We start from the raw sequence: 24,264 nt of genomic DNA, 5'->3' as shown, positions 1-24,264 counted from the left end.
GCAGCTGACGAATACTAATCGGTCGAGGGCTTATCCTAAAACCGTTTGCCTGGACCCATACATCCGGCAGACAAACAGCTAAAGTTCAGCAGCAATTTCTTTCGTATCCGGTTTTCAACGTGCAAAACATTCCGTTTTGATATACATACGTTGACAGTTGGGCTTTAAAACACGGAGCTGTGGTGTAGAGGCCTAACATGCCTGCCTGTCACGCAGGAGACCGCGGGTTCGAATCCCGTCAGCTCCGCCATTTATCTAACGGTATGGCTAATAAAGTATGTTGGGGATTAGCCAAGCGGTAAGGCAACGGACTTTGACTCCGTCATTCTCAGGTTCGATCCCTGAATCCCCAGCCATTTATATATGCGGAAGTGGCTCAGCGGTAGAGCATCGCCTTGCCAAGGCGAGGGTCGCGGGTTCGATTCCCGTCTTCCGCTCCATCATTTCAAATTCAAGCATCTTGCGAAGCAAGGTGCTTTTTTGTATATATTAATACGGAGGGATTAGCGTATGAGAAAATTAGTGTTTGTTGTAGGTGGAGCCGGTGCGGGTAAGACGACGCTGGCGAAGGCTTTGGCGGGAAGGCGGGGTGCGGCTTTGCTGGATATGGATACGCTGCTCCGTCCGGCTGCAGTCGCGTTAATGATGCAGGCGGGACATGATCCCAATGATCGTGATTCTGCCGTTTACAAATCGCTTTGTCGTGATTTGGGTTATCGCATTACGATGGATGCGGCGCTTGAAAATGTCGCTATCGGAACCGATGTGCTCGTAGTAGGTCCTTTTACGAAAGAAACAGAGACCCCGGATTGGATCGAGCAGGAGCTCCTGGCAATCGGGGCCTCATTACGAGACGTAGAGGTTAAGGTCATATTCGTTTCATTACAAGACGAGCAGCATTACTATAACCGAATAGTGCACAGAGGGTCAGAGCTCGACCAGTGGAAGTTGGATAATTGGACTGATTTCAGCAGTTCACTTACGAAGAGAGAGCTGAAATGGAACATTCCAGCGTCTTCCGTGCTTTATTATGACAATTCCAAAGCATTAGATGATGAAGCACTAGAAGTACTTGAGAAGTTTATTTACGGAAAAATTGAATAACGTTATTATTTTCCGTTTATTATTTTCCGGTTATTTTGTTTTCAATGCATTCAGCTCATCATAGATAGCTTTCGTCGAGGCCGGATCTTGGTCATTAAAAATAACATACAAGCCATCTAGCTTAATAAAAATGTACGGCGGCGAGTTTTTAAAAATATAGAGCTTGGCGTCTCCCAGATTTTCAAGTGAGAAATGGCCTCGGGCATATTCGGCCGTCGCCGTGCCGTTCGTTCTAAAGCCTGTCGGCAGGGATTCCTCTAACGTTATTTCCTGTACATCGCTGATTGGAAAGCTGAAATCATACATAGGATAGTCAATCTTGACTACGCTATTTTCTTCGACATACAAGTAGGGCGATGTGTTATCGGACTGCACCGCAAATGCGGTAAGCGGCAATATGATAGCAATAGCAAGAACGATACCGCCGTATTTAATCCATTTTCCCGCCCGGGTTGCCATATTCACGGTTGTTCCTATTCCAATGCGGTTCGGTACCATGACTGATTGATCATTCGGATTATAGTAGGTCGAGCCATTGATCCAGTACTCATCATCATCCGTAATGATACCCAGGCCATTGGATATTGCAAGGCTTTCCTCGAGTGAACGCACCTTGTTATGTACGAAAAAGATGGCACCGAGCGGTACTAGCGAAACCATCACAATACCGATTATCCATAAGGTAAAGTCGGACGAGCTGCCTCCTGTCAAAATCGTATAAGCAACGATGGCGTTGAAGCTTTCGAAAATAGCCATGCTTAACCATAGGATAGACCAGTAACGTCTGCCAGCCTGGTTGATAGCTGCATTGATATCGTTATGTTCGCTATATACTTTCGGTTTCATTTTACGGAAGGCGTAATAAAAGACGAATAAAACGACGGTCATGATAAGCGAAGCGATTCCTGTCATTTTTAACAGTATGTTTTCATCCTGTATGGAAGCAATAATTAGGCTGACGGATATAAGGGCGGGAATCAAAAACCAGTAAGGAGAAAGAACCATCTTATTTTTTAAAATATTTACCTTGGTATCGATGCGAATGATTCGTTTTTGTCCGACAAACCAATCCTTTTCTCTTTTGAGCACGGCTGTTTGATGATGAAATCTTTTGAATGGAAGCTTTGATGTATAAATGAATGCTGTGAACCAAATAAACAAATAAATGAGAGCCATCGAGAAGTAGTCAGATAAAAAGAAGAGCGGTGTTAGTGAAAATAACGAAATAATGCCGAATATCGTGTATGATTTTTTGTAATTGATTTGAAGTTGCTTAATTGCTGAATCATTAAAGGCTTGCGCAGGAAGCGTTACTCCAAACAAGATATTATTGCCCGCCTTCGCTTGTTTCAAAAACATAACAAGAACAAACGTGTAAGCTAATAGCGCTGGTACGATCAAAAAAAGTGTGTTCATGAAATGCCTCCTATTCAGTTAAGGGATAAATCGAAAGCTGCATTTGTATCACAGATAGTAATACACATGCATGGGATTGTCAAAGAAAATGCTGGCAGTTTTGGACAAGGTATCCCCTGGAAGGCTATAATAAGGGAAGTACGTCATTCATTTGATCATAATAAATACCAAATAAATAACTTCAAGGAGCAACTACTTATGATACGATTTGGCATCATCGGAACGAACTGGATTACGGAGCAATTTATCGATGCGGCGCGCGAGGTTGAAGGCTTCACCTTAACTTCTGTCTACTCGCGTACGGCAGATACCGCAAGTGCATTTGCGGCGAAGCACGGTATCAATCATATTTTTACCAATATAGAAGAGATGGCTGCAAGCGGTGAGATCGATGCCGTGTATATCGCGAGCCCTAACTCCTTCCATGCGGCTCATGCCATTACTTGTATGAATAAAGGTATTCATGTGCTGTGCGAGAAGCCAATTGCTTCGAATGCGAAAGAATTAAGTCAAATGATCGCGGCGGCGAAGGAGAATGGCGTACTACTGATGGAGGCTCTCAAGTCAACGCTGCTTCCGAACTTTAAGGCAATTCAAGAGAATGTACATCGTTTAGGTACGAGCCGTCGTTATTTTGCAAACTATTGCCAATATTCCTCCAGATATGATGCTTACAAAGCAGGTACCGTGTTAAACGCATTTAATCCGATATTCTCTAATGGAGCGCTTATGGATCTTGGAATTTACTGCATATATCCGTTGGTGGTGCTATTCGGAAAGCCTGATGTCGTTAAAGCAACCGGCGTTATGCTTGAATCGGGCGTTGATGGCGAGGGCAGTATCGTACTGCAATACGCGAATATGGATGCGGTTATCATGTATTCAAAAATAACTCATTCGTCTCTCCCGTCCGAAATCCAGGGGGAAAACGGAAGTATCGTGATCGATAAGATCAACGATTCTGGGAAAGTGGAAATACAGTATCGCAACGGAACGGTAGAAGATATATCGCAGCCTACGGGAAGCAATTTGATGTATTACGAGGCCAAGGAGTTTATTGAACTTTTACAGGCGGGACGGACTGAGTCAGCCGTTAATTCCTTTGAGAATTCGTTGACGACCATGGAGATCATGGACGAAGCGAGAAAGCAGATCGGCCTTGTTTATCCGGCGGATACTGCTGGGAATAATTAAAGTAGGGATCATCCAGCCAAAATTACTACTAGCCACCACCATATTGTTTGATAAAAAGTTGATCAAATGATCGACTTTTTTACTTTTTTTGAAACAAAATAAATTTGAAAGCATTACTGCCCAGGCTGTGCTAACTCGGGAGGAGTGAAAGCCGTGTTTGAATTACAAGATGAAATAGTGAAAGAGCTGCATAACATCGAACAGGAGGAGCAGGTTCGTATCCTTTATGCATGCGAGTCCGGAAGCCGGGCGTGGGGATTCCCGTCCAAGGACAGTGATTATGACGTCCGCTTCTTGTACGTTCGTCCGGTGGAATGGTATGTATCGATCTTTGATAAACGAGACGTTATCGAGCGGCCAATTAGCAATCTGTTAGACATTAACGGCTGGGATCTGAGGAAAGCACTTCAACTGTTCCGTAAGTCGAACCCGCCGCTGCTTGAATGGCTGCAATCGCCGATTCCTTATTACACGAAGTATACAGTGGCGGAGCAAATCCGAAGTATATCTCCATTAACGTTCTCACCGAAATCTTGTATGTACCACTATCTCAATATGGCGAAGGGTAACTATAGAGATTATCTGCATGGGGAGCAGGTGAAAATTAAGAAATACTTCTATGTGTTAAGACCTATTCTGGCATGCGGCTGGATTGAGAAGTTCAATACAATGCCGCCGATCGAGTTTGACCTTTTGGTTGAAGCACTCGTTCCAAAGGTTGGCGAGCTGCACGCCATGATCGAGCAGCTGCTGATTCGCAAGAAAGCAGGCGAAGAACTGGATTATGAGCCAAAGCTCCACACCATTAATGAATATTTAGAGGAGCGAATAGCCCACTTTGAGCAGACTGCAACAGCGCTTAAGCAAGCTGATGGCGGGCAGGATAAGCAGCTCGACGAGCTGTTTCGGAAGGCGTTAAAAGAGGTGTGGGGTTAACGGTTAACGACGCTATTTTAATAATGTTTCGTATATGCAAAATTAAAGCAGGGGAGTGGCTAATATGAAGGATATCGTTAATAACTTTTGTGTAAAAACCTTTGGTTCGAGCAACTTGGTGACGGAGATCGGCAAAGTGACGAAGGTTGCCAGCAGAACGATTCATGTCGACTGGGGCATGAAAACATGGGTATATCAAAACAAAGATTTTAAATGGATTCCGCTTACGAAAGAGGAAGTGGAGAAGAAATACCCGAAATCGAAATTTACCGAGGATTCACTCAAGCGGGCGCTTGCTTTCGGTTTGGAAATCAAAGGAACGGAGCGCTTAACTTAATATTTCTTACGAACAAAGCATTTCGCATTCGGCAGTCGCCGAGTCCGAAATGCTTGTTTTTTGTAGAAAAAGGTTTAGTCGCATCGGTCGGCGGGTATTAGGAAATAGTAGTAATTGAAAGGGGTGATGCGCGTTGAAGTTAACGCCAGAACAGCGAATCCAACTACATGGCTTCAACAACCTAACGAAGTCGCTAAGCTTTAATATGTATGACATTTGCTATACGAGAACGAGGGAAGAGCGCGAAGCCTATATCGCCTATATCGATGAGCAGTATAATTCGGACAGGCTGACGAAAATTTTAAATCACGTGTCGGATATTATCGGGGCGCACGTTCTGAATATTGCGAAACAAGATTACGTTCCTCAAGGCGCGAGCGTTACTTTGCTTGTGTCAGAAGGGCCGGTTGTCGAGAACCCAACGGAGTCGTTCGAGGAGTCCCCGGGTCCTTTGCCCGAAGCTGTTGTCATGCATTTGGATAAGAGCCATATAACCGTGCACACGTATCCGGAATATCACCCGAATGAAGGGATCAGCACCTTTCGTGCTGACATAGACGTGTCCACGTGCGGTGAAATTTCGCCGCTTAAAGCGCTCAACTATTTAATTCATTCGTTTGATACGGACATTATGACGATCGATTACCGGGTGAGAGGGTTCACTCGCGATATTGTCGGCCACAAGCTGTTTATTGATCACGATATCAATTCGATTCAAAATTACATACCGAAGGAAGAGAGCCTTTTGTATGACATGATTGATGTCAATATTTATCAAGAGAATATATTTCACACAAAATGCAAACTGAAGCAATTTGATTTGAACAATTATTTGTTCGGCTACACGAAGGATGCACTGACTGCAAGGGAACAAGAGGAAATAACGCGCAGCTTGAAGACAGAGATGGATGAGATTTTTTATGGAAAAAACATAAGGAGCTGATTGATGTATGTCTAATTCATCCCAGAAGAAACCGGTATTTCCGCCCCAGAATCAAAACCGGCAGCCAGGAATTGAAGCGGAGATGAACCCTTTGCCGGTATTCGAATCGGGATCGTACAAAGCGGCCGGCAAGCTGAAGGGGAAAGTTGCGATTATAACCGGGGGAGACAGCGGCATTGGCCGTGCCGTTGCGGTCGCCTACGCGAAGGAAGGCTGTGACCTTTGCATCGTTTATTTGAATGAGCATGAGGATGCCAAAGCGACACAATCGGCCGTAGAGAAGGCGGGTGTGAAATGCCTGCTGCTCTCAGGTGATATTGGAGATGAGGCGTTTTGCAAAAATATTGTGAAGCAAACCATTGAGACGTTTGGAAAGCTGGACATCGTCGTCAACAACGCGGCTGAGCAGCATGTCCGCAAGAAATTGGAGGATATTACAGCTGAGCAATTGACAGCCACGTTCCGGACAAACGTGTTCGGCATGTTTTATTTAACGATTGCCGCGATGCCTCATTTAAAGGTATCCAGTACGATTATTAATACGGCATCCATTACCGCTTATAAAGGCAATCCAACCTTGATTGATTACTCGTCGACGAAGGGAGCGATCGTTTCATTCACGCGCGCGCTCGCCGCGAATTTGGCCGGACAAGGCATCCGGGTGAACGGCGTAGCGCCCGGCCCAATATGGACACCGCTCATTCCTGCTTCATTCGATGCGCAGTCTGTATCGACGTTCGGCTCCGATACCCCGATGCAGCGGGCCGGCCAGCCTTATGAGCTGGCGGCCGCATACGTCTATTTGGCCTGCGACGACTCAAGCTACATGACAGGGCAAATGCTGCATATCAATGGCGGGGAAATCGTCAACGGGTAGAGGCGTACGATGCTCGTCGTATCCCGGGGCGGCGGGGGTTGCTGTGGAAGTCTTACAGAAAGCCGTGCTGCTTGGCGTAATTTCCCCAATGGGGACGTCTGCCGTCGATGTCGGAGAAGCCGAATTCATCGGAGAGCTGCCAGCTAGGCAGTACCCGGCCGGTTTTCTCCGGCAAGCTTGTGCTCGCAGCTAATGCGGCGATACCGCGCCCGAGAAAATACGGCGTTTCCGATTGTCCGAAATGCTCGGCATGCGGCTTGCCGCTATGAACCGCATCCTGCCAATTGGCCTCCGTTACTCCGAAATGCTCGAGCATCTCTTCCGAACGGAGGAAGCCCGGCGTTACCGCGAGCGCCATGACACTGTGGGGACGTAATTCTTCAGCCATAGCAGAGGCCAGATGAATAGGTGAAATTTTCGCCAGACTGTAAAATAAATTGCCGCGATAACGATAATCGATGCCATCTGTCACTTCAATAATTAAGCCTTCTTTCCTCTTCACCATCATCGGCGCCCCGAAATAACTCGTTATCAGATGTGCCTTTACGGCACGCTCCTGTATGATCAGTCCGTTACGCAAGGAATGCTCCCAGAACGGAGTATCCCATTCCGTCAGCTTTTCTCCACCCCAGATATTGTTGACCAACACATCGAGACGCCCATTTTGTTCCCGGTTTACCCGCTTGAATAACGATTTTACGTCTTCCTCTACTGTATGGTCTACCCGTACCGGAATGCCCACGCCGCCAAGCGAGGTAACAAGCTCCGCCGTTTCCTCAATCGTCTCTGTCCGGTTCAAATCGGACGGATTACCGCGAACGCTTCTTCCCGTACAATAGACCGTCGCCCCTGCCTCTCCTAAGCTTGCTGCAATTCCTCTGCCTGCACCGCGTGTTGAGCCTGCTACTACAGCTATTTTTCCTTGTAATGGCTTCATCTGATCACTCCATTTCGATTTGTGGGTTTACTCTTGTAAGTTTAGCAAACGATATACGACATCTATTGACATATATTCATGTTACAATGAAAAAAAATGGAGCAGATTAGACCGGTTAAGGCGGTGAGGAGATTGAGAGCAGGACGATTAATAGCCATTGTGTTATTGATGCAAAACAACGGAAAGATGACCTCGAAGGCGCTTGCGGAGAAGCTGGAGGTGTCCGAACGGACGATTATCCGTGACATGGAGTCGTTAAGCGAAGCCGGCGTTCCGGTGTATGCGGAGAGAGGGCTGCACGGGGGCTGGAAGCTGTCAGAAGGGTACCGGACGAACTTAACGGGCATACATGCCGAGGAGCTGGCATCCTTGCTGATGTCCAATCATCCCGATTTGCTTGGTGATTTGGGCATCCAAAAGCATTTCGATGCTGCGTTCCAGAAGCTGCTGGCAGCTTCACCTGCGGAAGTCCGTTTAAGTGCTGCTGCGGCAAGGCAAAAAATTCATATCGACGGAGCAGGCTGGCATGCAACGAATGAATCCGTACCCTGCTTGTCGATTGTTCAAGAAGCCGTATGGGAGGAGCGAATATTGCGGATAAGCTACCAGCGTGACAATGGCGTTTTGGATCGAATAGTTCATCCGCTCGGTCTTGTAGCCAAGCGGAATGTCTGGTACTTCGTCGCAGAGGTTGAAGGTGAGCTCCGTACTTACCGCATTTCGCGTTTATTAGAAGCGGAGCAATTGGAGGATTCGTTCGTACGTCCGCCCGGTTTTGATCTGGCCAGCTATTGGGAGCAGTCAACCGAGGAATTTAAGCAAAGGCTGCCTCGATACCCGGCCAAAGTAAAGGTGCTTGAATCGTTGATTTCGAGATTATCTAAAGAGCGCTACATTAAAATCGGTCATCGCGAAGAACCAGCCAAAAACGGATGGATAGAGGTGGAAATCGAATTCGAAACTTTGGAATCGGCTTGCGAATTGGTGTTGAGCTTCGGGCCGCGCATCGAGGTGCTCGCGCCAGCGGAACTCAGAACGAGAGTCATGGCTGAAGTAAAGGCAATGAGCATGCTATACGCTCCCTTATAATTAATTTTCAGCAAACATTCAGCTAGAATTAATCTACTCCTCATTTCTCTCCTATAAACTGCAAATAGTTAATAGAGGAGGTTGGATTATGAAAATCGGAAAAGTAAAAGCAATGATTGCCGCGGCTGTTATTGTATTAGGTTTTGGAGCTTATTGGATGTACGAGGAAATGACCGGGAATCATGTGGAAATCGAAAGCGTAATTAACCAGTCGCCTGCAGAAGAGACAAGCGCCGAGGTTGCGGAAGAAGTAAGCGCTGACGCTTCAGAAGAAGCAGACGCTGATGCTGGCAATGCGGGAGAAGCTGCTTCGATCGATGGATTATGGAACATTTCTTCGGATTCAAAAGTTTATTTCTCGGTGACGACCTCGAAGGAGACAGTCAATTATGAAGTGAGTCAGGTAACCGGCTCATGGACCGTGAACGGGGCCGATCCGGCGCAGAACCAGGCTGAGGGGGTCGTCCAAATGGCGAGCATGGATTCAGGAAACTCCCAAAGGGACGGCCATATTTCAGGCGCTCAATATTTGGACATCGAACAATTCCCAACCGCAACCTTCAAAGCAACATCGTTTGAAGGCCTGCCAAGCGAATGGACGGATGGACAGATATATACGGTGAATATCAAAGGAGACTTGACGGTCAAGGGTGTGACGAAAGAGGTTGCATTCACCGGTCAAACGACCTATGACGGGGGCTTGCTAATGCTTGAAGCAAGTACGGTAGTTACGTTTGCCGATTTCGGCATGAAGAGCCCGCACAACATTGTAATGGATTCTGAAAATAACCTTAACGTTACATTGCGCTTAGTATTAAATAAATAAAATAGCTGATGAAGCACAAAGCATCTCACATTCGTTTAACCACGGATGGAGGTGCTTTTTTAGTTTATTTCGCAGCAAAACAAAGAAGGAGGTATAAAGATGGACATGTTTGCTAATCTTCTTAACGGGAGATTAGAAAGTAATGAGGTGCTGGTATTGCTTACTCGTTTGCAACATATTTTCGCTTTGGGCGGCCAAGCGGAAACGATTCGTACCGAAATGCTGGCAGGACTGACTTCCTTCATTACGGTTGCTTATATTATTGCAGTGAATGGCGCGATATTAAGCACGGTGGGAATGCCGTATGAGGCGGTAACCATAGCCACGGTCATCTGTTCCTTTATCGGCTGCATGCTGATGGCCTTCTGGGCGAACTCTCCAATCATTATCGTGCCGGGAATGGGGGATAACGCGTTTTTCGTCTATACCCTCGTCCTATCGCTCGGATTGACGTGGCAGCAGGCGCTTGCCGCCGTCCTTGCCGCAGGCATTGTATTCACGCTAACGGCGGTTACGAAAGGAGCGGCATATTTATCGCAGTCAATCCCAAAGTCCATTATTCATTCGATGACAGCGGGAATCGGTTTTTTTATCGCATTTCTCGGATTGAAAAACGGGGGGCTAATCACAGCCAGCGAGTCGACCTTCGTCCAATTGGCGAACTTAAAGGATCCTGCCGCATTAACGACTTTATGTACGCTGTTGATTATGGTGCCGTTATTCCTGCGTAACGTCAAGGGTAATTTCTTGATCGGAATCATTGGAGGCACCTGCATTGGAGCGTTATTAGGCATCGTCAATTTTTCCGGCTTACGCGATTACAGCTTCTCATTCGGCGGATTCGGCGAAGTGTTTCTAGCCTTTGACTTTAGCGGGATAGGGACCCTTCAGTATTGGATAGCCGTGTTCTCCTTATCGATCGTTATCATTTTTCAAAATATGGGAGCACAGCTTGGTCTGCTTCCCGATAAATCGAAGTTTAGAAAATCGTTTCAGGCGAATTCCTTTTCCGTCATTGCTGCGGGCCTATTCGGATGCAGTCCGATGACAACGGCGGCAGAGACCGCGACAGGAATCGCGGCGGGCGGCCGTACCGGACTCACCTCGTTGACGACAGGCTTTCTGTTTATTCCAGCCATTTTCCTCATTCCTATGCTGAAGATGATTCCAAACAGCGCGATTGCGGCCGTACTGATTATTGTCGGATGCTTGATGATTCAAAGCATAAAGGAGATTCCGCTTCAAGATTTTACCGAAGCGTTCCCCGCCTACTTGATGATGGCAATTATGCCGCTGTCCTTCAGTGTGGCGGATGGAATGGCGTTTGGATTTATCGCGTTTCCGATTCTAAAGCTGGCCACAGGCAGGCGCAAAGAGGTTTCAGCTGCCATGTATGTCATTGCCGCGTGTTTCCTGCTTTATTTTTTATTAGGCTCGCTATAAAAATAAGAAGGATCGCTCACCATTTTGGCGTTGATGGCGATTCTTTTGTTACGATGCAGCCATTTGACTATCGGCTTGTTAATTCGATACAATGCAAACAACAGCAAGGACTTACAGGACGTTTATTTAGAAGGGAGAGGACGATTAATGAGTGAATTTGAACATCATTTGGATAAGTATGCAGAACTAATCGTAAAAGTTGGCGTTAACGTACAGCAGGGGCAAGAGGTATTCATTACGGGCGCAGTCGATAATGCAACGCTAGTCAGGCTCGTAGCCAGCAACGCTTATGCAGCCGGAGCCAGCAACGTTCACGTCGATTGGACGGATGACTCGTTGTCCAGGCTGAAATATGAGAAGGCGGCGGATGACATCTTTACTCGTTACCCGGAATGGGAGACGGCGAAGCGCAATTCCTTCGTTGAGCGCGGCGCGGCGTTTATATCGATCGTTTCATCCAGCCCTGATTTGCTGAAAGGGATTGATTCGGGACGGATTTCAAACTTCCAAAAAGCATCCGGGCAAGGCCTGAAGGAATTCCGCAGAGCGATTCAAGCCGATAAAGTAAGCTGGACGGTCGTAGCGGCAGCCAGCAAGCAGTGGGCGGCTAAAGTGTTCCCTGAAGCCGGAGAAGAAGCAGTAGAGCTGCTGTGGAAAGCGATTTTCGACTCCGTAAGATTGCATGCGGAGGATCCGGTAAAGGCCTGGGAAGAGCATAACGCAACTTTACATACCAAAGGCGAGATACTGAATAAGAACCGTTTTAAAAAATTGCATTATACCGCTCCAGGTACCGATCTGACGATCGAATTGCCGGAGAATCATATTTGGGTCGCCGCTGGCAGCACGAACGTTAGCAATGTACCGTTCATGGCTAATATGCCTACGGAGGAAGTATTTACGGTACCGCTGAAGACCGGCGTGAACGGTTATGTATCGAGCACGAAGCCGCTTAGCTATGGCGGCAATATTATTGACCGCTTCAAGCTTACGTTCGAGAATGGGCGTATCGTCAAGGTAGAGGCAGAGGAAGGGCAAGAAATTCTTCAGCAGCTGGTAGATATCGATGAAGGCTCGCATTATTTAGGAGAGGTCGCCCTCGTGCCGCACGAGTCTCCGATTTCCCAGTCCAATATTTTGTTCTACAACACGTTGTTTGATGAAAATGCCTCAAATCACCTTGCGATCGGCAGCGGCTATGCGTTCAACATTGAGGGCGGTAAGAACATGTCGCCGGAAGAGCTTGAAGCGAGCGGCGTTAACGCGAGCATCACGCATAACGATTTTATGATCGGATCCGCTGAGATGGATATAGACGGTATACTTAGCGACGGTACGGTCGTGCCGGTATTCCGCAAAGGCAACTGGGCTATATAATATAGGAAACTTGGAAGAAGGGCTATCTTAAAGAGGCACATGCTTCTTTTAGACAGCTCTTTTTGTTGTTTTTTGGGAAACATTACATATTCAAGGACACTTTCCAGAACGCCATATGACATTTGTCATACTCCCGTATTGACGTTTATGACTACTATGACCTGACGCTTTTCTTTACAATAACATTAGAATACTGAGGTAGACGTCTAGATTACACTCTAAGCGTCATTTTGAGGAGGAACAATGCAATGACAGAGCCGAAACAAGCTCACTTGAAAAAAACGGTTGCCCCATTCGAGAAAACAGATTTGAAATCGAGTATCAGACAGCTTATAAACACCTTAGTGCCACTCGTTTTGCTCTGGTATGCCGCATACTTTAGTCTTTCGATATCGTATTGGCTTACAATTCCTCTGGCGCTGCTTACTTCGGGGTTCGTCATTCGGACGTTCATTATATTTCATGACTGCTGTCATGGATCGTTCTTCAAGAGTAAAAAAGCAAATGACATCATAGGAACCATTACAGGCGTTCTTACGCTTGTTCCTTATAGACAGTGGAAAAATTCGCATTCTATTCATCATGCGACGAGCAGTAACCTTGATAAGCGCGGCGTTGGCGATTTGTGGATTCTTACAGTAGAAGAATATGCTGCATCGCCTATGTTGCGCCGTATTGCATACCGTATGTACCGTCATCCGCTCGTTATGTTCGGACTAGGTCCGGTTGGCGTTTTCCTAATTCAATACCGCTTTAATGTTAAAGGCGCTAAACGCAAGGAACGGATGAATACGTATTTGACGAATGCATTGATTGTAGGCTTGTATGCATTACTCGTGTGGGCCATTGGTTGGCAAGCCTTCCTTTTGGTTCAAGGACCTGTATTCTTCATCTCGGGTCTGCTCGGCATTTGGCTGTTCTATGTACAGCACCAATTCGAGGATTCTTACTTTGAAAATGAAGATGAGTGGAGCTACGTGAAAGCTGCCGTGGATGGAAGCTCATACTATAAATTGCCTAAAGTTTTGCAATGGATTACGGGCAACATCGGATTCCATCACGTGCATCATTTGAGCCCTAAAGTACCTAATTACTACTTGGAGCAAGCGCATAATGCAAATCCGCCGCTTCATAAAGCGACGACCATCACGATTAAGGAAAGCCTGGAGTCTTTGCAATTTCGCCTATGGGACGAGACAGACAAAAAGTTTGTCAGCTTCAAAGGCATCAAGCACAGGCTTCGCAAGGTAGAGACAGCCGCAGAACAGCTGAAGACAACCCGTCCCAGTTTAAAATTTAAGTAAATAGAAGTTTCACCTTCGGTCTATGCTAAAATAAAATATAAACTTCATTAAGATTCAATCGAGCTAACGGGAAAAAGGGTGGACGACCATGAATAAGTGGTATCAGATTTTTCATAAAAACACAGGTCTAAGCCCTTACGTTTGGGTCGTCTTTTGTATCCTCCCTTTTTATTTCATCTTCCGGTCCTCCTCGCCGTACCAGGTGGTGTCCGGATTCATCATGATTATCCTCTTCTTCATTTGTTACCGGCTTTCCTTTGTTTCCAAAGGCTGGCTCGTATACTTCTGGACAAGTGTGCAAATTGCCATATCAATCGCGATGACCTTGCTGTTCAGCTACGTCTATTTCTCGATTTTTCTGGCTTTTTTTATCGGAAATATTCAAAATCGCGCCGGTTTTTTCACGCTGTACGCGATTCACCTTACAAGCACATTCGTCACCGTCAATTATGGCTTTGCAACGCGAAACACATTGTTTTTCACGCAGTTCCCGTTCATTCTTATTAGTCTGATCGTTGTTATTCTTCTTCCTTTCAATACGTATATTCGAAATAAGCAGGGTCAATTGGAAGGGCAGCTTGAGCATGCGAACAAGCGGATATCCGAGCTAGTGAAGCTGGAAGAGCGGCAGCGCATTGCGCGTGACCTGCATGATACGCTGGGACAGAAGCTTTCACTAATAGGTTTAAAGAGTGATTTGGCGGGAAAATTAATGATTAATAACCCTGCGCAGGCGCAAGCCGAAATGAACGACGTCCGTCAAACGGCAAGAACGGCGCTAAAGGAAGTACGGGAAATGGTTACGCAGATGCGCGGTACGAGACTCGAGGATGAACTGTTCCGCGTAAAGCAGATTTTAAAAGCGGCTCAAATTGAATTCGAGTTCGATGGCGATTTAAAGCTGGAAAACACGAACCTGTTAACTGAAAATGTGCTCAGCATGTGCCTCAAGGAAGCGGTGACGAACGTCGTTAAGCATAGCGGAGCAACTGCATGCTCCGTTGTTATCGAGCCCTCCCGAACCGAGCTCGTGCTCAGAGTGAAGGACAATGGCGTCGGAATTGCAGAGCAGGCAAGCCGCTACAGAGGACATGGTCTGCAAGGTATGAGGGAGCGGCTCGAATTCGTGAACGGGAGCCTCGAAATTGTATCGGATGAAGGAGCCATGCTCATCATCAGAGTACCGAATGTGTTAAGGCAGGTCTAACGTGAAGTTTACGAAGGGAGTGAGGGGTATGATTCGAATTGTCATTGCCGAGGATCAGCGCATGCTGCTGGGCGCCCTCGCTTCCCTGCTTGACTTGGAAGAGGACATGAAGGTCGTCGGAAGAGCAAGCAATGGCGAAGACGCGATAAAGCTCGTTCATCAGCATAATCCTGATATTTGTATTATGGATATAGAGATGCCGGCAAAGACAGGTCTTGATGCCGCTGAGGAGCTTAAGGGACATGGCTGTAAGGTGATGATTTTAACGACGTTTGCCCGTTCCGGTTACTTTGAACGTGCGCTTAAGGCAGGCGTAAGCGGCTATTTACTGAAGGATAGCCCAAGCGAGGAGCTGGCAAATTCGATTCGCAGCGTCATGGCGGGTCGGCGCATCTTTGCATCAGAGCTTGTCGATGAGGCGTACGGCCAAGAAAATCCGTTAACCGAGCGGGAGAAGGAAGTATTGAATCTTGTTGCCGACGGCAAAAATACGAAAGAAATCGCAAATGAGCTGTTCATTACGACAGGCACAGTCCGGAATTATATTTCCGTCATTCTCGATAAGCTTGACGTGAGCAACAGGATTGAAGCGATTACCCGGTTTAAGGAGAAGGGCTGGTTTAAATAATGGTGCATGAATTTGAAGCATTGCTAATAAAACCGGATGCCGTTGGAGCCTGGACGTATATTACGGTACCCTTCGATGTGGAGCAGCATTTTGGAAGCAAGTCCCGCGTCATGGTTAAGGGAACATTCAACGGGATCGCCTACAAAGGCACGCTAATGCCGCATGGTAATGGCGAGCATTATATGGTTGTAAATAAGTCGCTGCGCGAAGCGGCGCAGGTTACGGCGGGAAGTATGGCTAGCGTTACGATGGAACGGGATGCGGAGGCTCGCACAGTGCTGGTCCCGGAAGATTTGGTCCAGGAGTTAACGGCTAACCCGGAAGCCGAAGCTATTTTCAACCAATTTTCTTATTCCTGTCAGAAGGAATACGTGGACTGGATCGACACTGCCAAGAAAGCGGAAACCAGACAAAGTCGCATTCAAAAATCAATCGAGAAAATAACAGCAGGACAGAAGCTAAAATCCTAATACGCTGGCGAGACGTGCATTTTGCTCTCGACAGCGTATTTTTGTGTTTTGGAGTCAGGGGCTGCAACAATCCGTGAACCCTCTTTTGCAATTTTCCGTCGGGGTAGGTTAGTTTGTAATCAGACGTATCATGTTCAGGTATGTATATTCCCTACCGCATTTTTTTTCGAAAAATGGAACCAGAGCGGGAAGCGCATTGTCTAATCATAGGAGGTGGAGAGGTTGGAGGAATCCCATTGGAAACACTTGACGGGCATGGATGCCGGACTGCTGCGCGAGCTCATGGTCAAGTACGGGCAGGAAGTTTGGAACTTGGCCTATATCCTAACGAAGCGGTATGACATGGCTGATGACATCACGCAAGAAGTGTTCTTGAGTGCCTACCGGAATATCGGGCTGTTCCGCGGCGAATCTTCCATCAAAACATGGCTGCTGTCCATTGCGCGCAACACGTCCGTGAATTACTTGCGAACCGCGTTTATGCGCAAAGTGACCCTCATGGCATGGGTCAGCAGCAAGGAGACGAGTCCGTCTGCCGAACATGAGGCGCTGGAGCAATCCTTATCCGATGATATTTGGAGAATCGTCATGAAGCTGCCGCTTAAGTTTAGAGAGGTCCTCATTTTATCCGGAAAATATGATATGTCGATGAAAGAGATTGCGGGTGTGCTCGGCGTATCGGAAGGTACGGTGAAGTCAAGATTAGCCCGGGCACGGCACAAGGTTAAGGCTTATTGGAAGGAGGAGGGTACTGCATATGAACGACTTTGATCCTGAATGGATGCAAAAATTGAAAACAACTGACCCGTTGCGAGATAAAACCTTCACCCTTGAAAAAATGTCGGTGATCGAGAAGGCGGTCGAAAATAAGAACAAACCATCGAGAGGACGCAAGGGGAAGGTATGGATTCCGGGCTTCGCTGCAGTTGTCGCGGCCGTAATCTTCGTAAGCGGCATCCTGCCAAGCGGCCCTTATACGGGATGGCTTTCGGATCTATTCGAGAGTGAACAGATTGACGGCACTACGGCCAAACCGAATCCGACCCCTCCGGATCAGGCGGATCCGCAGCCGGAGATCGAGCCTCAGCCACCGGCAGAAAGCGTACCGTTGACCGGAAAACTGAAGGAACAGCTCCAATTCAGCACGGAGAGTGAGATGACTATTTCGATCCATGACGCGCAGAGCGGGAAAGACTTCGAAATTCCCGCCGATCGCGAGTATGTTATTCTGCAAAGCCTGAACGGAACCGACTTAACTGCGGCTAAAGCTCCGGAGGCCGCTTCATCCGGTTCTGAAAAGAGCGTGTTCCTCCGTTTTTCGGTAGACGGGAAAATCTATCAAATTCCTTATCGCCTGAAGACGAACACGATCGAATGGAAGGGACAATCGTTCTATGTGGACGACGGGACCATGCTGCTGATCCACGGACTGCTGCTGCCGGAGACGGAGCTCGCCAAGATCGACAGGGTCTTTGAGCAGGCACGTAAGGAACAGGCAAATGGCCAGGTGATCGAGCATGAAAAACTTTATGAGGGGGAAAGGCTGCAGATTGACGGGAAAGACTATGCAGCTTGGGGGAAAGAACTGAAGAACCTGCCGCTTGTCAGCGAGAAAATATACTATAATTATTTTACCGAGAAGATGGATAGTATCAGGCAGTACGAGCCAGGCATCACCGCGTTGAATCTAGCCATCCTTTTTGAAGATCCGAAGTATGGGACGAAAGACGGCATCCGTGTCGGACTGACCGAAGCGGAGGTTATTGGGAAGCTTGGCGAGCCGAACAAAAAGTCGGCTACAGAGTGGAGCTATAAGGACGGCGATTATTCCAAATTTCATCTCTATTTCGAAGATGGAAAGGTCCTTTATATTGTAATCACGATGCCGTTGTAAGCGGGAGTCTGTAAGCATAGGAGTAAGCAAAACATTCTTTGCTCAACGGAAACGCTAAGGCTGTCGGATCGTTCGACAGCCTTGACGCGTCAGTACCAGCGTAGTTGTTACCAAATACATATATATGGATAAAAATCTAAGGAGCAACCAAAGATGATCTTACCCGGCAAACGAATGATTTTTGCAGCGATATTCACAGTTTTGGCGGTCGGATTGGCGGCATGTAGCCCGGAACCTGACACTAAATCACAGGTGAACCCCCCTTCACTACCGGAACCCAACACCAAATTACAGGTGAGATCCCCCTCAATGCTGAACGAAACAGGCGATACGATCATCGAGCGATTCACTCTCCCGGAAGGATACGAGCGCACCGAACCGGAACCGGATTCGGAAAAAGGCACGTTCGCGGACTACCTACGTGATCTGCCGTTAAAGCCTCATGGCTCCAAGGTTTTTCACTACGACGGCACGGTCAAACAGAATACCCGAGCCTACACAGCCGTGATTGACATGGAAATCGGGAAGAAAGATTTGCAGCAATGCGCCGACGCGGTGATGAGGTTGAGAGGTGAGTACCTGTATAAAAGCGGACATTTTGATCTCATTCGTTTTCATTTGACGAACGGTTTTCTCGTTGATTATAGTAAATGGATGCAAGGGTACCGGGTGGCGGTGGAAGGGAATGAGACGGAATGGGTTAAGAAGGCCGGGGCATCGAACACTTATGAGAATTTCCGCAAATATATGGAGTTTGTGTTCATTTATGCGGGATCGCTGTCTTTGTCGCAGGAGATGAAATCCGTCCCGGTCAAGGATATGCGCATCGGCGATGTGTTTGTCCAAGGAGGGACTCCCGGCCACGCGGTCATTGTCGTTGACATGGCCGTCCACAAGGAGACCGGGAAGAAGCTGTACATGTTGGCCCAAAGCTACATGCCGGCGCAAAACATTCAAGTTTTGGCGAATCAGAACGACAAGGGATTAAGCCCGTGGTACGTGCTGGACGATCAACAAGAGGAAATCCGCACACCGGAATGGACGTTTACTATTCACGATCTTAAGCGGTTTTGATATACGCGCCACAGATGAAGGGGGAGAGCTTTGCATACGAACCAAAAGATGAGGCTTGGCAGTAAATTCAACCGCCGGGGATCAGCTGACGTTCAACTACAAATGGACCATACCGGAAGAAACGCCGGCAGCTTTCGAGGTGTATAAAGCGTACATTTTGCTTACCTTCAAGACAGAGGACGGAAGAACGGTAAACGATCGCATTCCTATAAATTTCAATCTTTATTTGAGCGAAGTGGATGGTCCACTCCGGAGGTGAGCTTTTTTGAACCCTTCCATGCGAAGCACATTAAGGAGGCTCGGCTGGGGTCTTGTGTTTCCGCTCGTTGATCTTCATTTGGGATCCTTCGATGTTCTCCCGGACATGATCGGATATATTATGATCCTTATGTCTTTAGCCCGGCTTGGAGCCGGGGATGGCGGCTTCAAGCTGGCAAGCTGGCTGGCTGCTGTCCTCATCTTCTTATCTTTGCCGCAGCTCGTTATCAAAACGAGCATTGAAATCAAGCAGTTAACCGCCACTCCGCTTGGCATGCACGCTTACGTGCAAGGAACGGCCATTCTGCATGCTCTGCTTGCCTATCTAATTTTTCGAGGGCTTTATACGATAGCAAGACCGATAGCCCCGCCGGAGCTACTGGATGCCATTGTCACCAGGCGGAAGCTCTACATGGACGTGTTTGCTGTACAGCTTATTTTTTATCCGTTTCTGATTAATTTGGACGAAAGCTGGCCGGCTCTACTCCTTATCATCGGGATTCTAATATTTGTTGCGGAGCTGCTGATGATCCGGATACCGTTTCGTTTATCGCATATAAGAAACACTCCTATCGATCATGACGATAATCCGGGAGCGGCACCGCTATAACGAAAAAAGAACGAACCGTCAGGAGCTGGCTCCCGGCGGTTCGTTTTAACTTTCAAACAAGAAGTATGATATAGTGTGCCTAGCGCACTTTTCCCTTTTCTTTGATTTGGGCTGCTTTTTTTTCAAAGAAAGAAGCGACTCTGTAAATTCGGTTACGGCGAAGCTAATCTTTTGCACCCATATTAATTTTTTGCTTTCAAAAGCGGTTTATAACTCTCAATATAACCAAAAAGAAGATATACATTTAGAAAACCGATCACCAGTGTAGGAAGAATGGATTTGATATCCAGAAATGCATGAAATAACACCATATTCACTGAAATAGACATGAATACTACAAGCGCTAATGGCACAAAGCGATTGATCAACATTGATACACCCACAAGGACTTTCAGGGAGCTTATGATTACTATCATATATCCTGTGTCTACAAGAGCTATCATAAATTTATTAGCAGGTTCAGGATATTGCATAGGAGGCATCGAACCTAATAAACCGGTTAAACCAGCTCCTAACAGCAAAATTCCAAATACAATACGTGCAATCATTCTGATTTTTTTCTTCAACACTTTTCACTCCTTGATTTGTTTTTTCTCTCCTTATGATCCATTTGCCCATTGCCAAAACCATTGTTAGTTTTAAAAAGGGACATAGGTTCCGGGATTCTACGGATGAATATATCAAAGGGCAAGGATTCACACTGAATATTGTATGTGAAACTGACAAATCTAAGACTATAAGGGGCAGCGCCAGGACTGGACCCCTTATTGTGCTTTTCTATCTGTTAACGTAATAGGCAGCCTCGCTGAGCTAACGAGCAGATTAACGCAGTAACAGAAAAAGGAAATTTGACAAATAAAACGAATAAATGGGGAAGTAAGATCTTTCACTAGTCTTAAATGAGGTGCTCACAATGAATCGAGTTGTATTGTTTGAACTAAGTAGTCAGAACCCTGAATTGCAAGCAAAGTTTTTCTCAACAGTATTTGGTTGGGAAGTATCGGAACCACAGTGGGCATATAGCACAGCTAAAACAGGCTCCGATGAAAAGCCAGGATTAGATGGTGGTATTGCCCAAGGTCCTGCAGAATTTCAGCAAGGCACTCGCATAAAATCCAAGTAAATTCAATTGACGAATCCATTGAAAAAGCAATTGAAAACGGAGCAAACGTTATACAAGCGAAAATGGATCTTGGGGATTTCTACCTTGCATATATTGCCGATCCAACAGGAGTGCACTTAGGCCTCATCCAATACAAATAAACTTGGAAGTTTTTAATTGAGCCGTATGAGGAAGCACCTCTGCGGCTTTTTTTGTTGGAAGCAGTCACTGGAAGGAATCAATACTTTCCTTAAGCCGTACTCCACCTTTTTCACCATTGTATTCGCCTTTAGAAAATAGAGAGGTAACATATTCGCAGATATGCGCCCGCAAAGGCCGAATCGTCTGGAAAAAGGAGAAAAGGTTGAAAATTTCCCGTTGAGTGCAGCGCAAAAACCGATTATGGTCAGAACAATCCGACGGATCTGTTTCGTTGGAATTCACTGCGAGCCGATGCAGCGCCGGGAAAGACGGCGTAATTCTTGTCTGCTTGCAAGGAGGTTGCGAATTGGCTGCACTAACGGGCACTAAGAGCTATATTTTTGAACAAAATGTTCCATTTTCAAGCTGCCATGCTTCAACGCTCGCTCTATTGTCTAATGGAGACCGGATAGCGGCATGGTTCGGCGGCACCTGCGAAGGCGATCCGGATGTGGATATATGGATATCCCGCTGCCATAAGGACGCTTGGTCTGGGCCTGTAAAAGTCGCGGAAGAAGAAGGATTGCCGCATTGGAATCCGGTTTTTTTCAAGGCGGATAACGGAATTGTTTATTTGTTTTATAAGGTCGGACATACATTTTCAGAATGGTATACGCGAGTGATCGTATCCGATGACGATGGGCATACGTGGTCACCCCCGAAGGAGCTCGTTCATGGAGATCGCGGCGGCAGAGGACCTGTACGGAATAAACCGGTTATTTTGCAAAACGGAGCTTGGGTGGCGCCGGCTTCGCTCGAACGGGAAGCGTGGGAAGCTTTTGTCGACATTTCCTTGGACCAGGGTGAGACATGGAAGAGCAGCGAAATGGTGCCTTCCCGAATTACGCGGGAGCCGGGAAAAGGCGTTATCCAGCCGACGCTTTGGGAATCGGCGCCGAATCATGTTCATATGCTGCTGCGCAGTACGGAAGGGTTCGTCTATCGCAGCGACTCAAGCGACGGAGGCAAAAGCTGGTGCGAGGCTTATGCGACCTCTCTGCCTAACAATAACAGCGGCATTGATCTTGCGCGGACAGCTGAGGGTGCGCTGGCGCTCGTTCATAATCCGGTCGGGGACAATTGGGGACCGAGAACTCCGCTTGTCGTCAGCCTCTCGGAGAATGAGGGAATAACGTGGAAGCAGGCATTGGTGCTGGAAGAGGGCGAAGGTGAGTTTTCGTACCCGGCAATTATTTCGGCCAACGGAAAGCTTTATATTACCTATACGTGGAATCGGAAGACTATCGCCTATTGGGAGCTGACAATGTGATGGGCAGGTTCAATTATAACGGAAGCGACTTTACGTATGAGGATAAGCCGGTGCGCATTATATCAGGCGCCGTTCATTATTTCCGGGTAGTTCCCGAATACTGGAAGGATCGGCTATTGAAGCTTAAGGCATGCGGATTTAATGCGGTGGAGACGTATGTTCCGTGGAATTTGCACGAGCCGCAGCCAGGCCGGTATTGCTTTAAAGGAATGGCCGATATCGAGAAGTTTATCGGTATTGCCGCGGAGCTGGAGCTGTTTGTTATCGTTCGCCCCAGTCCTTACATTTGCGCGGAGTGGGAGTTTGGAGGCCTGCCGGCATGGTTGCTGGCGGATTCGGATATGCAGCTCCGCTGCAGCTATAAGCCTTATCTGAAAAAAGTAGATGCTTATTTTGACGAATTGCTGCCGAGGCTGGCGCCTTTTCTTTGCACGAAGGGCGGTCCGGTTATAGCCATGCAGATTGAGAATGAATATGGCAGCTACGGTAATGACCACAAGTATTTAGAATACCTGAAGGAAGGGATGCGCCAGCGGGGAATAGATGTGCTGCTGTTCACCTCGGACGGTCCGACCGATGCTTTGCTGCAGGGAGGCTCCATTCCGGGCATCCTCTCGACGGTCAATTTCGGTTCAAAACCGGATTCGTCCTTTGCCAAGCTGCGCGAGTATCAAGCCGACCGTCCGCTGATGTGTATGGAATATTGGAATGGATGGTTCGATCATTGGGGAGAGCAGCACCATACGAGGGATGCTGCGGATGTGGCTGCCGTATTTGAAGAGATGCTGCAAGCGAATGCGTCCGTGAACTTTTACTTGTTCCATGGCGGGACGAACTTCGGCTTCTTTAACGGCGCGAATTGCCAGCTTTACAATCAATACGAACCGACGATTACGAGCTATGATTATCATGCATTGCTCGATGAATCCGGGCAGCCGACAGACAGCTATTATGCCGTCCGCGAGGTGCTTTCCAGGTACAAGGAGCTGGGTGAGCTGAAGCTTCCTGAGCCTGCGCCGAGGAAAGCTTATGGAAGGGTTCCTATAACCGGGCAAGCGGATTTATTCGGGCATTTGGATGCTTTATCCGCTGCGATTGCTTCGCCAACGCCGCTTCCAATGGAAAAGCTCGGACAAAGCTATGGTTTTATCGCGTACACAACCTGGATATCCGGGCCGAGGCCGATGGAGCAGCTTCATCTGCAGGATGTGCGGGACAGAGCCTTAATTTTCGTGAATAACGAATATATCGGAGTCATTGAACGTACGGGGGAGGAGCAAACCGTTTCCTTTGAAGTTCCGGCAGGCGGGGCCGAGCTCCGCATCGTGGTCGAGAACATGGGGCGAATCAATTACGGCCCCTATTTGAAGGACCGCAAAGGAATTACGGAGGGCGTTCGGCTTGGCTTTCAATTTTTATTTAATTGGTCGATCCACCCGCTGCCGATGGAGGATCTCTCCCCGCTTATTTATGATGCATTATCTGCACAGAAGCACCCTGCTTTTTATAAGGCCGGTCTTTTCGTCGATCGGCCGGAGGATACGTTTATCCATATGGGCGGTTGGACGAAGGGAGTCGTGTTTTTGAACGGGTTCAACTTAGGGCGCTATTGGAAAAAAGGACCTCAGCAAACGCTTTATGTACCGGCTCCGTTACTGCGTCAAGGAAATAACGAAATTGTCGTATTCGAGCTGCATGGAACGGAAGAAGCCGCGATTACATTCACGGATACGCCGGCGCTTAATAGCTGAGAAATAGAACAACCAG

General features: G+C 47.4%; 25 protein-coding genes and 3 tRNA genes. 25 read left to right on the top strand and 3 right to left on the bottom strand.

The genetic code is table 11. The annotated features are described in order from the left end of the window. The first annotated feature begins 173 nt into the window (after positions 1-173). The 4 genes from DFP97_RS19800 to DFP97_RS19785 all read left to right on the top strand — a co-directional run bounded on the left by DFP97_RS19800 (position 174) and on the right by DFP97_RS19785 (position 1,104). Positions 174-250 (top strand) — tRNA-Asp (locus tag DFP97_RS19800). A 31-nt stretch (positions 251-281) separates the two neighbouring features. Further along, positions 282-356, top strand: a tRNA-Gln gene (locus tag DFP97_RS19795). Between the two features lie 9 nt (positions 357-365). Further along, positions 366-440, top strand: a tRNA-Gly gene (locus DFP97_RS19790). Positions 441-510: 70 nt separating this feature from the next. Next, positions 511-1,104, top strand: a complete 594-nt coding sequence (locus DFP97_RS19785) for a P-loop nucleotide/nucleoside kinase family protein (RefSeq protein ID WP_114381912.1) — start codon at positions 511-513, stop codon at positions 1,102-1,104. Positions 1,105-1,134: 30 nt separating this feature from the next. Here the strand turns inward: DFP97_RS19785 and DFP97_RS19780 are convergent, their stop codons facing one another. After that, the gene (locus DFP97_RS19780) at positions 1,135-2,520 is read right to left on the bottom strand and encodes a DUF5808 domain-containing protein (RefSeq protein ID WP_114381911.1); all 1,386 of its coding nucleotides are present in this window, start codon (positions 2,518-2,520) and stop codon (positions 1,135-1,137) included. 198 nt (positions 2,521-2,718) lie between these two features. On the opposite strand from DFP97_RS19780, the gene DFP97_RS19775 reads away from it, so the two are divergent. From DFP97_RS19775 to DFP97_RS19755, 5 genes are all read left to right on the top strand, one after another. Further along, a complete protein-coding gene (locus DFP97_RS19775) occupies positions 2,719-3,714 on the top strand; it encodes a Gfo/Idh/MocA family protein (protein ID WP_114381910.1) in 996 nt (331 codons plus the stop codon). Positions 3,715-3,867: 153 nt separating this feature from the next. After that, positions 3,868-4,650, top strand: a complete 783-nt coding sequence (locus DFP97_RS19770) for a nucleotidyltransferase domain-containing protein (protein ID WP_114381909.1) — start codon at positions 3,868-3,870, stop codon at positions 4,648-4,650. Positions 4,651-4,714: 64 nt separating this feature from the next. Continuing rightward, entirely contained in the window at positions 4,715-4,987 is a 273-nt protein-coding gene (locus DFP97_RS19765) for a hypothetical protein (protein ID WP_114381908.1), read from the top strand. Positions 4,988-5,120: 133 nt separating this feature from the next. Next, entirely contained in the window at positions 5,121-5,930 is an 810-nt protein-coding gene (gene speD / locus DFP97_RS19760; RefSeq protein WP_114381907.1) for an adenosylmethionine decarboxylase, read from the top strand. Positions 5,931-5,937: 7 nt separating this feature from the next. After that, positions 5,938-6,807, top strand: a complete 870-nt coding sequence (locus DFP97_RS19755; protein ID WP_114381906.1) for an SDR family oxidoreductase — start codon at positions 5,938-5,940, stop codon at positions 6,805-6,807. Between the two features lie 52 nt (positions 6,808-6,859). Here the strand turns inward: DFP97_RS19755 and DFP97_RS19750 are convergent, their stop codons facing one another. Beyond that, a complete protein-coding gene (locus tag DFP97_RS19750) occupies positions 6,860-7,744 on the bottom strand; it encodes an SDR family oxidoreductase (protein WP_114381905.1) in 885 nt (294 codons plus the stop codon). A gap of 132 nt (positions 7,745-7,876) precedes the next feature. Between DFP97_RS19750 and DFP97_RS19745 the strand changes: the two genes are divergently transcribed. From DFP97_RS19745 to DFP97_RS19685, 13 genes are all read left to right on the top strand, one after another. Then, the gene (locus DFP97_RS19745; RefSeq protein WP_114381904.1) at positions 7,877-8,833 is read left to right on the top strand and encodes a helix-turn-helix transcriptional regulator; all 957 of its coding nucleotides are present in this window, start codon (positions 7,877-7,879) and stop codon (positions 8,831-8,833) included. Positions 8,834-8,921: 88 nt separating this feature from the next. After that, on the top strand, positions 8,922-9,659 hold the full coding sequence (locus tag DFP97_RS19740; RefSeq protein WP_114381903.1) for a YceI family protein: 738 nt from the start codon (positions 8,922-8,924) through the stop codon (positions 9,657-9,659). 219 nt (positions 9,660-9,878) lie between these two features. Then, entirely contained in the window at positions 9,879-11,102 is a 1,224-nt protein-coding gene (locus DFP97_RS19735) for an NCS2 family permease (protein ID WP_245976452.1), read from the top strand. Positions 11,103-11,249: 147 nt separating this feature from the next. After that, positions 11,250-12,479, top strand: coding sequence for an aminopeptidase (locus tag DFP97_RS19730; protein WP_114381902.1), 1,230 nt, complete (start codon positions 11,250-11,252; stop codon positions 12,477-12,479). 248 nt (positions 12,480-12,727) lie between these two features. Next, positions 12,728-13,783 carry a Delta(5) desaturase DesA gene (gene desA, locus DFP97_RS19725; RefSeq protein ID WP_114381901.1) on the top strand — a complete coding sequence of 352 codons (1,056 nt, stop codon included), beginning with the start codon at positions 12,728-12,730 and terminating at the stop codon, positions 13,781-13,783. 88 nt (positions 13,784-13,871) lie between these two features. Next, complete coding sequence (locus DFP97_RS19720; RefSeq protein ID WP_114381900.1) at positions 13,872-14,990, top strand: sensor histidine kinase; 1,119 nt, start codon at positions 13,872-13,874, stop codon at positions 14,988-14,990. A gap of 28 nt (positions 14,991-15,018) precedes the next feature. Next, positions 15,019-15,618: a response regulator transcription factor gene (locus DFP97_RS19715; RefSeq protein WP_114381899.1), complete on the top strand. Its 600-nt coding sequence runs from the start codon at positions 15,019-15,021 to the stop codon at positions 15,616-15,618. After that, positions 15,618-16,088 (top strand): YdeI/OmpD-associated family protein, encoded by a 471-nt coding sequence (locus DFP97_RS19710; protein ID WP_114381898.1) that lies wholly within the window; start codon positions 15,618-15,620, stop codon positions 16,086-16,088. The genes DFP97_RS19715 and DFP97_RS19710 overlap by 1 nt, the downstream gene beginning before the upstream one ends. 213 nt (positions 16,089-16,301) lie before the next feature. Then, complete coding sequence (locus DFP97_RS19705; protein WP_342773289.1) at positions 16,302-16,859, top strand: RNA polymerase sigma factor; 558 nt, start codon at positions 16,302-16,304, stop codon at positions 16,857-16,859. Further along, positions 16,846-17,982 (top strand): hypothetical protein, encoded by a 1,137-nt coding sequence (locus DFP97_RS19700; protein WP_114381897.1) that lies wholly within the window; start codon positions 16,846-16,848, stop codon positions 17,980-17,982. The genes DFP97_RS19705 and DFP97_RS19700 overlap by 14 nt, the downstream gene beginning before the upstream one ends. Positions 17,983-18,291: 309 nt before the next feature. Next, positions 18,292-19,056: a DUF4846 domain-containing protein gene (locus tag DFP97_RS19695; protein ID WP_220271173.1), complete on the top strand. Its 765-nt coding sequence runs from the start codon at positions 18,292-18,294 to the stop codon at positions 19,054-19,056. 55 nt (positions 19,057-19,111) lie between these two features. Further along, positions 19,112-19,315 (top strand): hypothetical protein, encoded by a 204-nt coding sequence (locus DFP97_RS19690; protein ID WP_114381896.1) that lies wholly within the window; start codon positions 19,112-19,114, stop codon positions 19,313-19,315. 6 nt (positions 19,316-19,321) lie between these two features. After that, positions 19,322-19,924 (top strand): hypothetical protein, encoded by a 603-nt coding sequence (locus tag DFP97_RS19685; protein WP_147275072.1) that lies wholly within the window; start codon positions 19,322-19,324, stop codon positions 19,922-19,924. Between the two features lie 182 nt (positions 19,925-20,106). On the opposite strand, the gene DFP97_RS19680 is transcribed toward DFP97_RS19685, so the two are convergent. Then, positions 20,107-20,490, bottom strand: coding sequence for a DoxX family protein (locus tag DFP97_RS19680; protein ID WP_114381894.1), 384 nt, complete (start codon positions 20,488-20,490; stop codon positions 20,107-20,109). 347 nt (positions 20,491-20,837) lie between these two features. On the opposite strand from DFP97_RS19680, the gene DFP97_RS32135 reads away from it, so the two are divergent. The 3 genes from DFP97_RS32135 to DFP97_RS19665 all read left to right on the top strand — a co-directional run bounded on the left by DFP97_RS32135 (position 20,838) and on the right by DFP97_RS19665 (position 24,248). Next, positions 20,838-21,047, top strand: coding sequence for a VOC family protein (locus DFP97_RS32135; protein ID WP_342773288.1), 210 nt, complete (start codon positions 20,838-20,840; stop codon positions 21,045-21,047). A gap of 487 nt (positions 21,048-21,534) precedes the next feature. Further along, the gene (locus DFP97_RS19670; RefSeq protein WP_114381893.1) at positions 21,535-22,497 is read left to right on the top strand and encodes a sialidase family protein; all 963 of its coding nucleotides are present in this window, start codon (positions 21,535-21,537) and stop codon (positions 22,495-22,497) included. Continuing rightward, positions 22,497-24,248, top strand: coding sequence for a glycoside hydrolase family 35 protein (locus DFP97_RS19665; protein WP_114381892.1), 1,752 nt, complete (start codon positions 22,497-22,499; stop codon positions 24,246-24,248). The genes DFP97_RS19670 and DFP97_RS19665 overlap by 1 nt, the downstream gene beginning before the upstream one ends. The last annotated feature ends 16 nt before the right edge of the window (positions 24,249-24,264 follow it).

It is taken from the genome of Paenibacillus prosopidis, assembly GCF_003337375.1.
GTDB lineage: Bacteria > Bacillota > Bacilli > Paenibacillales > Paenibacillaceae > Pristimantibacillus > Pristimantibacillus prosopidis.
Note: the sequence above shows the minus strand (reverse complement) of the source record. Positions and strands in the feature narration are given on the sequence as shown.

Bases quoted from the DNA above. Each gene is read 5' to 3' on its own strand.
- DFP97_RS19785 (WP_114381912.1), top strand. From the start codon at position 511: ATGAGAAAATTAGTGTTTGTTGTAGGTGGAGCCGGTGCGGGTAAGACG.
- DFP97_RS19780 (WP_114381911.1), bottom strand. From the start codon at position 2,520: ATGAACACACTTTTTTTGATCGTACCAGCGCTATTAGCTTACACGTTT.
- DFP97_RS19775 (WP_114381910.1), top strand. From the start codon at position 2,719: ATGATACGATTTGGCATCATCGGAACGAACTGGATTACGGAGCAATTT.
- DFP97_RS19765 (WP_114381908.1), top strand. From the start codon at position 4,715: ATGAAGGATATCGTTAATAACTTTTGTGTAAAAACCTTTGGTTCGAGC.
- DFP97_RS19755 (WP_114381906.1), top strand. From the start codon at position 5,938: ATGTCTAATTCATCCCAGAAGAAACCGGTATTTCCGCCCCAGAATCAA.
- DFP97_RS19750 (WP_114381905.1), bottom strand. From the start codon at position 7,744: ATGAAGCCATTACAAGGAAAAATAGCTGTAGTAGCAGGCTCAACACGC.
- DFP97_RS19740 (WP_114381903.1), top strand. From the start codon at position 8,922: ATGAAAATCGGAAAAGTAAAAGCAATGATTGCCGCGGCTGTTATTGTA.
- DFP97_RS19735 (WP_245976452.1), top strand. From the start codon at position 9,879: ATGCTGGCAGGACTGACTTCCTTCATTACGGTTGCTTATATTATTGCA.
- DFP97_RS19730 (WP_114381902.1), top strand. From the start codon at position 11,250: ATGAGTGAATTTGAACATCATTTGGATAAGTATGCAGAACTAATCGTA.
- desA (WP_114381901.1), top strand. From the start codon at position 12,728: ATGACAGAGCCGAAACAAGCTCACTTGAAAAAAACGGTTGCCCCATTC.
- DFP97_RS19720 (WP_114381900.1), top strand. From the start codon at position 13,872: ATGAATAAGTGGTATCAGATTTTTCATAAAAACACAGGTCTAAGCCCT.
- DFP97_RS19715 (WP_114381899.1), top strand. From the start codon at position 15,019: ATGATTCGAATTGTCATTGCCGAGGATCAGCGCATGCTGCTGGGCGCC.
- DFP97_RS19710 (WP_114381898.1), top strand. From the start codon at position 15,618: ATGGTGCATGAATTTGAAGCATTGCTAATAAAACCGGATGCCGTTGGA.
- DFP97_RS19700 (WP_114381897.1), top strand. From the start codon at position 16,846: ATGAACGACTTTGATCCTGAATGGATGCAAAAATTGAAAACAACTGAC.
- DFP97_RS19695 (WP_220271173.1), top strand. From the start codon at position 18,292: ATGCTGAACGAAACAGGCGATACGATCATCGAGCGATTCACTCTCCCG.
- DFP97_RS32135 (WP_342773288.1), top strand. From the start codon at position 20,838: ATGAATCGAGTTGTATTGTTTGAACTAAGTAGTCAGAACCCTGAATTG.
- DFP97_RS19665 (WP_114381892.1), top strand. From the start codon at position 22,497: ATGGGCAGGTTCAATTATAACGGAAGCGACTTTACGTATGAGGATAAG.